This is a genomic window from [Bacillus] enclensis, assembly GCF_001456935.1.
In the GTDB taxonomy this organism is placed as follows: Bacteria; Bacillota; Bacilli; order Bacillales; family Bacillaceae_B; genus Rossellomorea; species Rossellomorea enclensis.
In genome coordinates this window covers 385,958-399,912 of record NZ_KQ758484.1, presented here as the reverse complement: position 1 = coordinate 399,912, position 13,955 = coordinate 385,958, and the positions used below count along the sequence as shown (strand labels likewise).

Here is a 13,955-nt window from a genome sequence, read left to right as displayed (position 1 = left end):
GAAATGAAAATTCATACTATAAAACCAGAGCGATCTACCTTACATGGCTCATTTTCGAAAGAATTTGAACCGGTTATTACCATTGAGTCCGGCGAAACACTTCATATTTCAACACTTGAAGCAGCATGGGGATTAGAGCCGCATCGGAAAGATCGTCAGCGTAAACGATTCGAACCCCGAGAAAATCCGATAGACCAAGGGCATGCTATGATTGGTCCTATCTCAATTAATGGTGCTGAACCAGGGATGGCGTTGGAGATACAAATTAACGATATACGCCCTGGGAGCTGGGGGTGGACATCTGCGGGAGGTTTCCCTTCTGAAAATAATAATAGATTAGGACTGGCTGAAGGGGAAGAATACCACCTTAACTGGCAGTTGGATACGGAACAAATGGTTGGTCAAAGCAATAAAGGTCACCAAGTAACTTTGTCGCCATTTATGGGGATTATGGGGATGCCCCCAGATGAATCAGGAATTCACTCTACATCTCCACCTAGATATTGTGGTGGAAATATTGATTGTAAAGAATTAGTTGCAGGGAGTACGCTTTATTTGCCCATTTCGGTTTCAGGTGGTTTATTCTCTGTTGGTGACGGACACGCGGTGCAAGGTGATGGAGAAGTAGCTTCACCAGCATTAGAATGCCCCATGGAGCACGTAAGTTTGACGCTTAGTGTTCGCGATGATGTGAAAATTGATTTCCCCAGAGCCAAAACCCCCACTGGCTGGGTTACGATGGGTTTTCATGAAGACTTGAATGAAGCGACGATGATTGCTCTAGATGAGATGCTCTCATTAATGACGGAGCTGTTAGAAATGGAACGAAAGGAAGCGATGGCTTTAGCAAGCTTAGTTGTCAATCTGCGCATCACACAAACTGTTAATGGTGTTAAAGGGGTGCACGCACTATTGCCGCATGGGGCAATAAGAAAATAATGACCATTTTCTTTTTTATTACCTTAAAAGAGGGACTATTCTTGTGATAAGGATAGCTCTTTTTTTGATTGGTGAGCCTGGATGAAATGCTTTCGAACTAATTACTCCATTTACCGTACATATGTTCCATGATAGGATAGAAGAAATGAATGATGAAACCTAGCGTACAGGCAACGATGACAGTCCCGATGCCGACTGCTCCGTGAAAGACCATGGCGAGCGTGATGGCTATGGCTTCGTTCAGCAGGCGTGCATTACGGAGATTGAGGCCGAAGCGGCGGTGGAGCGCGATCATGAATGTATCCATCGGACTTGAAGGGAGCTTTGCCTGCAGGTAGATGGAAATGCCTAAGCCGAGGATCAATATGCCGGCGAGGACGAATGACAGCTGCTGAGTAAAGCCTGCAGGCTCAACTTGTGATAGACCGGTTTTAATCCAAAAGTCCACCATCATACCTATAAGAAATATGGACAGGGCAGCGGGCCATTCAATTCTTTCCCTTAATAATAGCGCATTGATGACGATGAGAAGGCAGCCATTCAGAAAGATGCATGTCCCGATACTGAGATGAAACAAGTAAGACTCCCCTACGGCCAGTGCATCCCATGGAGCTGCTCCCAGGTTTCCTTTTATGATGAGTGAGACCCCAAAGGAAAGGCATAGGAGTCCGATGCAGTAAAAGGTGAATCTTACTTTCATTCTATTTTCCTCCGTTCGATCGAAAATGTATCTATTATCAACGATATGAGTTGTCCCAATAAGTTAGAAGAATAATTTAACGAAGGTCGTGGTGAGGCGTGGTGGAAAAAGTGAAAGTGTCCGTCAGGGAACTGGTGGAGTTCGTTTATAGAGAAGGAAGCATCGACTTGAAATTTCAGGCCCGTTCTTCAATGACGATTGGGACAAGACTGCATCAGCTTCTGCAGAAAGGGTACAAAGACGGCGATGAGAAGGAAGTATTCCTGAAGGGTGAAATCATGTCAGATGAGCTTTCTTTTATCCTGGAAGGCCGATGTGACGGGATTTTGTACGAGGGAGAAAAAGTTAAGATCGATGAAATAAAATCCTCCGCAAAAGACCTTTCGGATATTGACGGGGGTTCCCGTGTCCATTGGGCGCAGGCAGAGTGCTATGCCTATTTGCTGGCCAGGGACAGAAACCTCGAATCCATCGACGTTCAGCTGACCTATATTCAAGTCGATACAGAACAAGTGAAAATCCTTGAAAGGACATATCGTTTCATCGACCTTGAAGATATCGTCCGAAATACGCTCATTGCATTTACACCATTCGCGAAAGTGATGTTGCAGAATAGAAAAAGATTCAGGGAAAGCATCTCTGAGGTTTCTTTCCCTTTCCCTTCTTTCAGAAAAGGGCAGAAGCAGCTCGCCGGGGCGGTTTATAAAACGGTTGGTGAGGAGAAAACACTTTACGCAAATGCACCAACCGGCACCGGGAAGACGATATCCACTCTTTTCCCGACAATCAAAGGGATGAACGGCGATGGGCCGGAAAAATGGTTCTATCTGACGGCAAAAACGATTACCAGGACGGTGGCAGAGGAGGCGCTTTCCCTTCTTGAGGAAAAAGGACTCCGCCAAACCTCCGTGACGATAACGGCCAAAGATAAAATCTGTTTCAAGGAAGAAACCAACTGTCAGAAAGAATACTGTGAATTTGCGAACGGCTATTATGATCGAATCAATGGTGCCCTCCTTGATATACTTGATCAAGAAACAATTATGACGCGCGAGATCATTGAGCGGTATGCAAGGAAACATAAGGTATGTCCTTTTGAATTTTCAATCGACCTATCTTATTTAGTCGACGGGGTGATCTGTGATTACAACTATGTGTTCGACCCGAAAGTATCGTTGAAAAGATTAAGCGATGAAAGCAGGAAGAACTCTGTTCTTTTAATAGATGAATCGCATAATCTCGTAAACAGGGGGAGGGAGATGTTTTCGGCAGTGTTGAGCAAGTCCTCATTCCTTGACGTGAAAAATCTGTACCAGGAACACGGGGCTCTAAAGAAAAGCATCCAGGCTGTTAATAAACAATTCATTTCATTAAGAAAAGAAATGCAAGGAAAAGGTGAATGGAAAAAAGATATGGATCAGGAGCTTCTGGAGGAAGTAGAAGCTTTTGTGGAAACGGCAGAAAAGTGTTTGGGAGAGACAGGCAAAGAGTGGTCCCAGGGTTTTCTGCAGTTATACTTTGATTCCCTTCACTATGTGAGGATATCCAGGATATATGGGGGAGAACACCGATTTGTCCTTGATTCGCAAGGGACGGATCTGACTGTGAAGCTCTCCTGCATCGATCCTTCCAGGTTGATATCTGATGTGAAAAAACCATATCACTCCTCCGTCTTCTTTTCAGCTACCCTGCATCCGTTTTCTTATTACTTCCAGCAGCTGGGGGGAAGTGAAGAAGATTACCGATTCCTCATTCCTTCGCCTTTTGAAAAGGACCAATGGAAAGTGGAAATCGATCCGATATCGACACGGTACAGGGACAGGGAGCGCACACTGCCGAGAATCGTCCAATCCATTGCCGATTGTATACTGTATAACAAAGGTAATTTCCTCGTATTCTTTTCCTCGTATGCCTATATGAGGGAAGTATATGAGAAGTTAAAGGAGCTTTCACTTGATGCTGAATTTCTTATTCAGGAAACGATTATGAGTGAAAATGAGAGAGAAGAATTCCTGCAGTGCTTTCAGGCAGAACCAGAGAAGAGAGTAATCGGGCTCGGTGTACTGGGAGGAATCTTTTCTGAAGGCATCGATTTGAAAGGGGATCGATTGAATGGAGTGGTTGTTGTAGGTGTCGGTCTCCCGCAGCCCGGGCTGGAACAGGATATGATGAAAGAGTTTTACGGGGAAGACGGAAAGAACGGATTTGATTATACGTACGTTTATCCAGGGTTAAACAAGGTGTTCCAGTCAGGTGGGAGGCTGATTCGTTCGGAAAAAGACAAAGGGGTTTTGCGGTTGATCGATGACCGTTATCTGACACCGAAGTATAAAGCCCTCCTGCCTGAAGAGTGGACACCATTCGAAGTCATAAAAAAATAAGGAAAGACCGGTCAAAAATACGGTCTTTCCTTATTTTTATAATTTAACTGAAAGAAGGATCTTTCAGCAGACGGTCAAATTCTTCAAGGTGATGCGTTTCATCCGCAATCATATCCTCAAGCTTGATGACAAGCTCCGTCAAGCCAAGCTCCTCAGCCTGCTCTTTGCGTTTTTTGTAGCGTTCAATTGTGTCAGCTTCCGCTTTGCGGCCTTCCACAAGCATTTCTTTCACGTCATCTGTCTGTTTGACAGGAGCGGGAGTCGTTGTGGGATCTCCGCCTAATGTTTTGATTTTTTCTGCTAAGTATAAAGCGTGACCTTGTTCATCAGGAATTTCCTCTTCGAAGAAAGGCTTCAATATCTGACGATAAAGTCCGCTGACGACTGCAGCATAGTTCGTATATAGAATGACTGCTGCATATTCGTTAGCCAGGTCTTCATTTAATCCATCGATTAATTCTTTTTTCTTTGCATCCATTATGTTACCACCTTTTGTTAATTGTTTATATAGAGTATTTACCCGGAGAGCCGGCAAGTAAACATATCCAATTGGATTTGAACACTCTTTGTTATTTTGTCTTGAATCAGGGTTTCTAAACATTTTGGTGTAATATCCTGGACCGTTCCTTTTCGCTTCAGGCATTTGCTTTCCGCGGGGAGGAAGTCAAGCCTCCTCGTCGCTGCGCTCCTGCGGGGTCTCGACCTTTCCTCTCTTCCCGCAGGAGTCAAATGCCTTCCGCTCCAATCCACTCCGGGTTTTAAGTTAGTGTTAAGGTACCACCAATCAATTTCCTTCAAAACAAATATAGTTATGATGACCGTTTACTTCTCTGGGAAAATGAATTTGGGAATCAATTATGAGTCATCTCCATCTGTTGATTGGTGTACAAGACGAAGCCTCCTGCTGAAAGCGAAGTCTTGTACGGAAATCAACAGCGGTGATAGTACCCCACAAAATCTTCGGAAGTTTGATGAATATCTTTTTGGCGGAAGGAAAATCCTAATGTTAGAAATATGAAAGCGGAGGCGGGGTGCCGCCGGAGCTTGATAAAAAATGGAGGTAGTTTGAGATGGCAAGAAAAATTGGTGTTGAAGAGTCTCTTACAAATGTTGTGGAAGCTTTGCGTGCAAAAGGACATGACGTTGTTGAACTTAAGCAGGAATCAGATGCGCAGGGCTGTGACTGCTGTGTTGTGACTGGATTGGACTCAAACGTGATGGGCATCCAGAATACTGTCACTCAAGGTTCAGTCATTGAAGCAAGCGGGATGAGTGCTGATGAAGTTTGTCAGCAAGTTGAAAGCAGACTTCAATAATTCATAGTTAAAAACAGGGCCGCAGCGTGCGGTCCTGTTTTGTTGTTTCCGGACATTATCCAATCTGAGCCAAAGGCTGATTCCGTATATGTTCCTTTAAGAGGTCGGGGGCAGTCAAATAAAGCATTCCGTTTCCTTCGAGTGTCTTTGGGAAGTTCAGCGGCACTGTCCGTTTTATGAGCTGTGCATAAAGTTCCGGTTCAGACAGCGGACGCTCAAATGCTGCCTGTTCATATTGTTTGATGAGGGCAAGAGCACCGGAAACATGGGGAGCAGACATGGAAGTTCCGCTTAGCTTGGCATATTTATCACCCGGAATTGTAGATAATATTTTCTCGCCGGGGGCAACCAGATCCACTTCGTTATTAGAATTGGTGAAGTAGGAAGATTTCCGCTGCAGATCAATCGCTCCGACAGCAATGACTTCATTATAGGAAGCCGGATAGGAGAATTCATCGGTCGAACTGTTTGAATCGCCTTCATTTCCAGCTGCGCAAACGACTGATACGCCGGCCGCAACAGCTTTTTGTATCACTTCATGCAAAGGTTTATAATCCGTCGGACCGCCTAGGGACATGGAGATGATATCAGCACCTTGATCGATCGCATATTGGATGCCATTTACGATCCAATCATAGTCCCCGCTCCCACGGCTTCCTGCCAGCACTTTTATGACAAGCAGTTCTGCAAGCGGCGCAACCCCGATGACGCCGTTTCCGTCTTCGTTCGCTGCGATGGTTCCGGCAACATGTGTACCATGTCCGCTGTAATCCGTCACATTGTTTTCATCTCCGTCATCATCATCCGTGAAATTCCTGACGCCTTTTACTTTTCCTTTAAGGTCAGGGTGATCGACGTCACAACCCGTATCTAGGACCGCAACCGTAATGCCTTTTCCTTTATAACCATTTTTCCATAAGGTTGGAGCTTGGATTAAATCAATGCCTTTGGGAATCTCATTCGTATCAGCCAATTTTTCTTCCATGAAATATGGAATCAACCTGATTTCACCTTGCATATCAATCCCTCCCGAAAATGGTAGTATACATTGAGGTAAAGAATCTGAAGTTTCTGAAAATATAACATTTTTCGGACGAGTTTTCCAGTGTAATTGGTAATAGGAAAATAAAACCATTTACTGGAATAACAGACAGGCTCAAATTATGAAGGCGGAATTTTAAACAAACGTTTGATTAAACCCCGGAAGTGTTGATGAATAAGGGGTAATCAATTTTAAACAAACGTTTGAATGAATTTGTCATGAACGTCCTTATCTTTTCATAAAGTGGTTATGAAGCACAGAGAAGGAGGCGGTATCAATGAATTATTATCAATACGGCTATCCTGCCTATTCATATTATCCTTACAGGAATATTCCCGAAATGGCATACGCCATGATTCAGGGAGGCCCTCTTGCTCCGAAGATAAACGGTTATGTCTTCTTCAGGGAAGTACCGAATGGAGTGGAAGTTTTCATAGAGGTGCACGGGCTGCCTCAATATCAGCAAGGCAGCGGGGATAAAAAACCTGTAGGGCCCCATGGCTTTCACCTCCATGAAAAAGGGGTCTGTGAAATCGGAGACAAGTCAGATCCATTTCAATCTGCAGGCGGACATTGGAATCCTGACAAGCAGCCGCACGGAAACCATGCAGGTGATTTCCCGGTCCTGTTCTCCAACGACGGGTACAGTAAGATGTCCTTCTTCACAAACCGGTTCAGAGTGGAAGATGTCATCGGGAAAGGCGTCATCATCCACCAGAATCCGGACGATTACCAGTCACAGCCCTCGGGAGATGCAGGGAAGAGGCTGGCGTGCGGCGTGATCATGAAATATGGGATGTGAAAAAGCGGACCTTCATCAATGAGGTCCGCTTTTTCTTTATTTTATATAATTCCAAGTACATCAAGCATGACGGCAATGATCAGAATCGGGGCGACGAAACGGATCAGGAAATACCACGTCTCGAACAACCCTCTCTTCAACGAACTGCCGCGCTTCAGTTCTTCATACAGCGCTGTCTTCTTCATCTTAAGCGGGATGAAGATGGCGATGAGCAGGGAACCGATCGGCAGGAGTACGTTGCTCACTGTAAAGTCAGCCAGATCGAAAATCGTCTTCCCGAAAATGATGACATCCGCAAGTACACCGTATGATAAGGCAGAAGGAATACCGAAGACGAAAATCGCCAAACCGACGATCCATGACCATTTTTTCCTCTGTGCAGGTTCCCCTTTGGAAATGGCCGAAACGATGATCTCAAGCATCGAGAAAGCAGATGTCAGGGCTGCAAACAAAAAGAGTACCAGAAAAGCGATAAAGAAAAGCATTCCGAACGGCAATTGATTAAAGATGGTCGGAAGTACGTTGAATAACAGGACAGGTCCAGCACCCGGTTCAAGCCCGAATGCGAATACAGCCGGGAAGACGGCCAGGCCGGCAAGCAGGACGATGAAAAGGTTCATCGCAACAATCGACCCCGCTGAACGCGGCAGGCTTTGATCTTTCGGCAGGTAAGAACTGTAGGTGACCATCACCGATACCCCGACGCTCAGTGTAAAGAATGACTGCCCCATTGCTTCAAGGATCGTCTGGGACGTCACTTTGGAAAAATCGGGCTGGAGAAGGAACGTAATCCCTTCCATCGCTCCATCAAGCGTAACGGCACGGATCACGAGAATGATGAACAGGACGAAGAGTGCCGGCATCATGATTTTGCTTGCCCGTTCGATTCCATCCTGTACCCCTTTTGCAACGACTAAAATCGTCATAAGGATAAAGATGAATTGTACCAATATGCTCAATCCCGGATTAGAAATCGTGGCGCCGAAAAGCTCGCCATACTGTTCTGAGCTAAGACCGTTCATCTCTCCAGTGACGGCTTTGAACAAATAGGCAACGATCCATCCCCCGATGACGCTGTAGAAAGATAAAAGGATGAAAGATGTAACCATCCCTAGAATCCCTACCCAGTGCCACTTCGTACCCGGGGCTATTTTTTTGTAAGAATCAACCGCATTGCTCTGGGCAGTCCTTCCTATGGAGAACTCCGCAAGCAGTAGTGGAAGGCCGAGAAGTAAGGTAAAAAGTATAAAGATCAGGAAAAAAGCTCCGCCTCCATTTTGACCTGCGGTGTAAGGGAATTTCCAGATGGCCCCGAGGCCGATTGCCGACCCTGCAGCGGCAAGGATGAATCCAAGTTTTGATGACCATTGTTCACGTTGACTCATATACAATCTCCTTTCTGTTCGATTTGATTAAATTAATAAGAAATCAACCTTGCATTTTAGAATTGGCCAGCTCCAGCGCCTAGCCCCTCGAGACGTTTCGGTCCGCCCACTGAAGTCAAAGAACGACTTCAATGTTCGGCCCTCCAACGCTTGTCGGGGCTGAACAAGGCGCTTCCGCTTTTCGTAGTGTTCCGCATAAAGACATAAAAAATCGCCCCTACGTATCGTAGGGACGATTGAATATCGCGGTACCACCCTAGTTATGAGAAAATATTCTCATCACTTTAGTAAAATAACGGCTGTGCCGTCTTTTGATCTCGTCAAAAGAAGCTCCAGAATCGAAATTCGCTACCCATCTTTGTACCGGTTTCCACCAACCACCGGCTCTCTGTCACAGGGAAATGATCACTACTAGTTTCCTTCAAAGCTTGTTCAATATTAGGTTATTCAAGTTTTATCATGAAACGAAACAACTTGTCAATAAATTTCGAAAATACAAATTTTGTATGTACTTCATGGAAAGGATTACATCCCTCGCCTGCGCGTGATTGTATCGGGCTTCTTTCTCTTGTACAATAGCTAACAGAATCCAAATGAAAAATATGATCGGAAAAGGTGTTTTTAATGGGAAAAATCATTGTCATCGGAGCAGGCATCCTTGGCGCTTCCACAGCCTATCATCTCGGTAAAAGAGGAGCAAGGGTCACGCTTGTGGACAGGAATGAAAAGGGACAGGCTACGGATGCAGCCGCAGGAATCGTCTGCCCGTGGCTGTCGCAGAGGCGGAATAAAATATGGTACCGGCTTGCAAGTTCCGGGGCGGGATACTATCCATGGCTGATCCGGGAGCTCGAGGAAATGGGCGAGACGGAAACAGGTTACAAGCGGGTGGGGGCGCTCAGTCTTCACACAGACGAGAGAAAGCTTGACAAGATGATCGAACGCGCGTTGAAACGCAGGGAGGATGCGCCTGAAATTGGCGATATTATCAAGCTGAACCCTTTCGAAACACAAAAACGCTTCCCATTGTTGTCGGAAGAATTCTCCTCTGTTTTTGTCAGCGGTGCTGCGAGAGTGGACGGCAGGGCGCTTCGTCATGCATTGGTCCGTGCTGCAGAAAAGAGGGGTGTGACGATTCTTAATGGAAATGCGTCTCTTTTAACAGAACAAAACCGGGCTGTCGGTGTGAAGATCGGTGAAGAAACGATAAAAGCTGATAAAATCATCGTGACTGCAGGAGTATGGGCTAAGCAGTTGTTCGCAGAAGCGGGGATTGATTTCCTCGTTTCCGCGCAAAAAGCACAGATCCTCCATTTGAAAGCTAAAGAAGAAGAAAGCGGCTTTTGGCCAGTCGTCATGCCGCCGGGCAGCCAATATCTCCTTGGGTTCCCCGAAGGCAAAGTGGTGGCAGGGGCGACCCACGAAGATGAAGCGGGTCTTGACCTTAGCGTGACAGCGGGAGGGGTGCATGAAGTCCTTCATAAAGCGATTGAAACCGCCCCTCATACCGCCGATTGTACCATTGTTGAAACAAGGGTCGGGTTCCGTCCGTTCACTCCGGGCTTCCTGCCGGTATTCGGTGCCGTACCAGGATTCGAAGGAGTATTTACAGCGAACGGACTAGGTGCATCCGGGCTGACTTCCGGACCATTCCTGGGCTCGGAGCTCGCCAAACTCGTCATGGGGGAGGAAACGGAACTCGATCCAGCCGATTATCCGGTGGAGGGTGCCATTGGATAGCGGCAACATTCCATCCTGAGTCACGATTTTCCTCTATCTTCTAAACGGCCGGGCCTTTATAATAGAGGGAGTGTCTAATTTTTAAAAAACAATAGTTTATATAGAAAAGGTGTAGTCATATATGAGTTTATTATCTGTAAAGAATTTAACCCACGGTTTCGGTGACCGTGCGATTTTCAATGATGTATCGTTCCGCCTGTTAAAAGGGGAGCACATCGGATTGATCGGTGCGAACGGCGAGGGTAAATCGACCTTCATGAATATCATTACGGGCAAGCTTGAGCCGGACGAAGGAAAAGTCGAATGGGCAAAGCGTATCCGCATCGGCTATCTCGATCAGCATGCCCAGCTTAAACAGGGGATGACGATCCGTGATGTATTGAAAACGGCATTTCAGTATCTGTTTGATATGGAAGCAGAAATGAATGAACTGTTCGGGAAGATGGGGGATGCCTCCCCTGAAGAGCTGGAAGAACTGCTTGAAGAGACCGGCACGCTTCAGGATGCATTGACGAATAATGATTTCTACATCATCGACGCAAAGGTGGAAGAAATCGGCCGCGGGCTGGGTCTTGATGATATCGGTTTGGACAAAGACGTCCACGACTTGAGCGGAGGGCAAAGAACTAAAGTCCTGCTTGCCAAGCTCTTACTTGAAAAACCGGACATCCTGCTACTGGATGAGCCGACCAACTATCTTGATGAACAGCATATCGAGTGGCTGAAGAGATATCTTCAGGAGTATGAAAATGCGTTTATCTTGATCTCGCATGATATCCCGTTTCTGAACAGCGTCATCAATTTGATCTACCATATGGAAAACCAAGAACTGAACCGCTATGCAGGGGATTACCATGAATTCAAGAAAGTCCATGAAATGAAGAAGCAGCAGCTTGAAGCCGCTTATAAAAAGCAGCAGCAGGAAATGAAGGATCTGAAGGATTTCGTGGCACGCAATAAAGCCCGTGTATCAACACGGAATATGGCGATGTCCCGTCAGAAAAAGCTTGATAAGATGGACGTCATCGAATTGGCAGCCGAAAAGCCAAAGCCTGAATTCAATTTCAAGTTGGCGAGAACGGCCGGCCGTGTCATTTTCGAAACGAAGGATCTGGTCATCGGGTATGATACGCCGCTTTCCAAGCCGCTCAATTTGAAAATGGAGCGCGGACAGAAGATTGCCCTTTCAGGTGCAAACGGAATCGGTAAGACGACGCTATTAAGAAGCATTTTAGGGGAAATCCGTCCGATCTCCGGTTCAGTCGAGCTTGGGGACTACCTGCATATCGGCTACTTCGAGCAGGAAATCAAGACCCAGAACTACAACACCTGCATTGAAGAAGTGTGGAATGAGTTCCCGTCCTTCAATCAGGCTGAAGTACGTGCGGCCCTTGCAAAATGCGGCCTGACAACCAAGCATATCGAAAGCAAAGTGGAAGTGCTGAGCGGAGGGGAAAAAGCGAAGGTGCGCCTCTGCAAACTGATGAATAAAGAAAGCAACGTCCTCGTCTTTGACGAGCCGACCAACCACTTGGACGTCGAAGCGAAAGAAGAGCTGAAACGTGCGTTGAAGGAATATAAAGGCACGGTCCTCCTCATCAGTCACGAACCTGAATTTTATAATGATGTGGCGACTGAAGTGTGGAACTGTGAGTCTTGGACGACGAAACTGTTTTAATAAGAGATGAAGAATGCTCCCTTTTGAAAGGGGGCATTTTTTTGATATACCTCGCATCTGCTTAGTTTAGTGGAAATTCGACAATTCGAGCATAAAAACAAGATTCCGAGCATATTTCTTCCGTATTCGAGCATATCAATAAAATTTCAAGCATAAAAGCAAAGTTATCGCGCATATCATTTGCCAGTGATGCCGTGTACGTGTCGAATCTTGTAGAAAAATCTACAGCTCGCACATATATCCCGGGTTTCGCACATATATGAAAAATTCCGCACATATATCCTTGAACCTTTTCAATCTCTGTGCACGAACTGTATCATGCACCTGCCTATAACCCCAGGGTTCCCTACATGAATGACAATTTCCATATACCAATACCAATACACACAAATACTTACAACTTGCTAATAGATCCTCTTTCCTATGTAAATCCAACACATTTTCCATGTTTTAATTTTCTGAAAATATATTGACATTTTCCAGTAAAGACGTTATCTTTTGAGTAGTTGAATATAACACTTATTTTAATAAACGAATTAATAACGTTATATGATTATAGTTTTACATAAGGGGAGGCATGGATATTGATTCTGCATGAGATTGAAACGGCCGGTCGAGATCAGATGGAAAGCCTGCAGCTGGAGCGTCTCCGCAAGACTGCCAGCCTGGTTTATCATTCCGTACCTTTTTACAGGGACCATTTCGAAGCAAGGGACATCCACCCGGATGATATCCGGTCTTTAGAGGACTTAAAAATGTTACCGCTTACAACAAAGAAGGACCTGCGTGATCATTATCCTTTCGGGATGTTCGCGGTGGGACAGGAAGAGCTGGTGAGGGTGCATGCTTCTTCCGGGACGAGCGGGAAGCCGACGGTGGTCGGTTATACGCAGAAGGATATCGACATGTGGGGGGATATCGTCGCACGGGCAATTGCGATGGCAGGTGGCAGACCCGGCAGCGTGCTCCACAATGCTTATGGATATGGATTGTTCACAGGGGGCCTCGGACTTCATTACGGAAGTGAGAAACTCGGGATGATCACCGTGCCGGTTTCGGGCGGGAATATGGATAGGCAGATTACATTGATCGAGGATTTCAAGCCGACCGTCATATGCGGTACCCCTTCTTATGTGCTGAACCTGGCCGAGACGATTGAATCGCAGGGGAAAGATCCGGCCCGGCTTTCACTACAAGTCGGAATCTTCGGGGCTGAACCCTGGTCCGATAAGATGAGGGAGACACTTGAAGGAATCCTTGACATAAAAGCCTGTGATATTTACGGGCTGAGTGAGGTCATCGGTCCCGGAGTCGCCATGGAGTGTCCCGAAGCGCAGGACGGCCTTCATATTGCAGAGGATCATTTCCTGGTTGAAGTCATCAACCCGGATACCCTTGAACCAGTTGCTGACGGAGAAGCAGGGGAACTCGTATTCACAAGCTTGACCAAGGAAGCATTCCCGATCATCCGCTACCGGACAGGGGACATTGCGTCCATCCAGCGCGGGTCTTGCCCATGCGGAAGGACGACTGTCAAGATGTCCAGGGTGAAGGGGCGCGTCGATGACATGCTCATCATCAGGGGCGTGAATGTCTTTCCTTCTGAGATGGAGCATCACCTTTTTGAGCTGAAGGAACTTGCTCCCCATTATCAGCTTCACCTGAAGAAAAAGGGAGCACTCGATACAGTGGAGCTTCATGTGGAAGTCAGCCCGGAATATTATGCGGGGCTGTCAGGAAATATCGGACATGAAAAAGTCGGTGAACTGATTACGAAAGTAAAACGGGTGATGAAGAACGGTTGCCTTGTGTCCATGGATATAAGAGTGAGGGCGCCGAAGGAAATACCGAGGTCGGAAGGAAAGGCTATCCGGATCGTGGATCTTCGGGAAGAAGCGGTTCTTCCGTAAAAAAATTTGCTCTATAAATCTATTACATTCTTAAAGATAATCGTGAAAACAGTGTGATAAAG

General features: G+C 46.2%; 11 protein-coding genes and 1 other annotated feature. Of the genes, 7 read left to right on the top strand and 4 right to left on the bottom strand.

Features of this window, described 5'->3' with window-relative positions:
- Window positions 1-3: 3 nt before the first annotated feature.
- Window positions 4-939: an acetamidase/formamidase family protein gene (locus AS034_RS14720; RefSeq protein WP_058299068.1), complete on the top strand. Its 936-nt coding sequence runs from the start codon at window positions 4-6 to the stop codon at window positions 937-939.
- A gap of 97 nt (window positions 940-1,036) precedes the next feature.
- Here the strand turns inward: AS034_RS14720 and AS034_RS14715 are convergent, their stop codons facing one another.
- Window positions 1,037-1,639, bottom strand: a complete 603-nt coding sequence (locus tag AS034_RS14715; protein WP_058299067.1) for a YczE/YyaS/YitT family protein — start codon at window positions 1,637-1,639, stop codon at window positions 1,037-1,039.
- A 101-nt stretch (window positions 1,640-1,740) separates the two neighbouring features.
- On the opposite strand from AS034_RS14715, the gene AS034_RS14710 reads away from it, so the two are divergent.
- Window positions 1,741-4,020 carry an ATP-dependent DNA helicase gene (locus tag AS034_RS14710; RefSeq protein ID WP_336433373.1) on the top strand — a complete coding sequence of 760 codons (2,280 nt, stop codon included), beginning with the start codon at window positions 1,741-1,743 and terminating at the stop codon, window positions 4,018-4,020.
- Window positions 4,021-4,063: 43 nt separating this feature from the next.
- Here AS034_RS14710 and AS034_RS14705 read toward each other — a convergent pair whose 3' ends face one another.
- Window positions 4,064-4,498, bottom strand: a complete 435-nt coding sequence (locus tag AS034_RS14705; protein ID WP_032085513.1) for a ferritin-like domain-containing protein — start codon at window positions 4,496-4,498, stop codon at window positions 4,064-4,066.
- Between the two features lie 592 nt (window positions 4,499-5,090).
- On the opposite strand from AS034_RS14705, the gene AS034_RS14700 reads away from it, so the two are divergent.
- Window positions 5,091-5,336: a YkuS family protein gene (locus AS034_RS14700; RefSeq protein WP_058299065.1), complete on the top strand. Its 246-nt coding sequence runs from the start codon at window positions 5,091-5,093 to the stop codon at window positions 5,334-5,336.
- A 55-nt stretch (window positions 5,337-5,391) separates the two neighbouring features.
- On the opposite strand, the gene AS034_RS14695 is transcribed toward AS034_RS14700, so the two are convergent.
- Window positions 5,392-6,354, bottom strand: coding sequence for a S8 family peptidase (locus tag AS034_RS14695; RefSeq protein WP_058299064.1), 963 nt, complete (start codon window positions 6,352-6,354; stop codon window positions 5,392-5,394).
- Between the two features lie 301 nt (window positions 6,355-6,655).
- Between AS034_RS14695 and AS034_RS14690 the strand changes: the two genes are divergently transcribed.
- On the top strand, window positions 6,656-7,180 hold the full coding sequence (locus tag AS034_RS14690; RefSeq protein ID WP_058299063.1) for a superoxide dismutase family protein: 525 nt from the start codon (window positions 6,656-6,658) through the stop codon (window positions 7,178-7,180).
- 41 nt (window positions 7,181-7,221) lie between these two features.
- Here the strand turns inward: AS034_RS14690 and AS034_RS14685 are convergent, their stop codons facing one another.
- On the bottom strand, window positions 7,222-8,565 hold the full coding sequence (locus AS034_RS14685) for a sodium-dependent transporter (protein ID WP_032085517.1): 1,344 nt from the start codon (window positions 8,563-8,565) through the stop codon (window positions 7,222-7,224).
- Window positions 8,566-8,790: 225 nt separating this feature from the next.
- Window positions 8,791-8,999 (bottom strand) — a binding site (T-box leader).
- 190 nt (window positions 9,000-9,189) lie between these two features.
- Here AS034_RS14685 and AS034_RS14680 point away from each other — a divergent pair.
- From AS034_RS14680 to AS034_RS14670, 3 genes are all read left to right on the top strand, one after another.
- A complete protein-coding gene (locus AS034_RS14680; RefSeq protein WP_058299062.1) occupies window positions 9,190-10,305 on the top strand; it encodes an NAD(P)/FAD-dependent oxidoreductase in 1,116 nt (371 codons plus the stop codon).
- A 121-nt stretch (window positions 10,306-10,426) separates the two neighbouring features.
- Window positions 10,427-11,983 carry an ABC-F family ATP-binding cassette domain-containing protein gene (locus AS034_RS14675; RefSeq protein WP_058299061.1) on the top strand — a complete coding sequence of 519 codons (1,557 nt, stop codon included), beginning with the start codon at window positions 10,427-10,429 and terminating at the stop codon, window positions 11,981-11,983.
- 584 nt (window positions 11,984-12,567) lie between these two features.
- Complete coding sequence (locus AS034_RS14670; RefSeq protein WP_058299060.1) at window positions 12,568-13,893, top strand: phenylacetate--CoA ligase family protein; 1,326 nt, start codon at window positions 12,568-12,570, stop codon at window positions 13,891-13,893.
- Window positions 13,894-13,955: the final 62 nt, after the last annotated feature.

What these genes read in the sequence shown, in the direction of transcription:
- AS034_RS14700 (WP_058299065.1), top strand. Translation starts at nt 5,091, where the DNA reads ATGGCAAGAAAAATTGGTGTTGAAGAGTCTCTTACAAATGTTGTGGAA.
- AS034_RS14675 (WP_058299061.1), top strand. Translation starts at nt 10,427, where the DNA reads ATGAGTTTATTATCTGTAAAGAATTTAACCCACGGTTTCGGTGACCGT.
- AS034_RS14680 (WP_058299062.1), top strand. Translation starts at nt 9,190, where the DNA reads ATGGGAAAAATCATTGTCATCGGAGCAGGCATCCTTGGCGCTTCCACA.
- AS034_RS14720 (WP_058299068.1), top strand. Translation starts at nt 4, where the DNA reads ATGAAAATTCATACTATAAAACCAGAGCGATCTACCTTACATGGCTCA.
- AS034_RS14705 (WP_032085513.1), bottom strand. Translation starts at nt 4,498, where the DNA reads ATGGATGCAAAGAAAAAAGAATTAATCGATGGATTAAATGAAGACCTG.
- AS034_RS14715 (WP_058299067.1), bottom strand. Translation starts at nt 1,639, where the DNA reads ATGAAAGTAAGATTCACCTTTTACTGCATCGGACTCCTATGCCTTTCC.
- AS034_RS14690 (WP_058299063.1), top strand. Translation starts at nt 6,656, where the DNA reads ATGAATTATTATCAATACGGCTATCCTGCCTATTCATATTATCCTTAC.
- AS034_RS14685 (WP_032085517.1), bottom strand. Translation starts at nt 8,565, where the DNA reads ATGAGTCAACGTGAACAATGGTCATCAAAACTTGGATTCATCCTTGCC.
- AS034_RS14695 (WP_058299064.1), bottom strand. Translation starts at nt 6,354, where the DNA reads ATGCAAGGTGAAATCAGGTTGATTCCATATTTCATGGAAGAAAAATTG.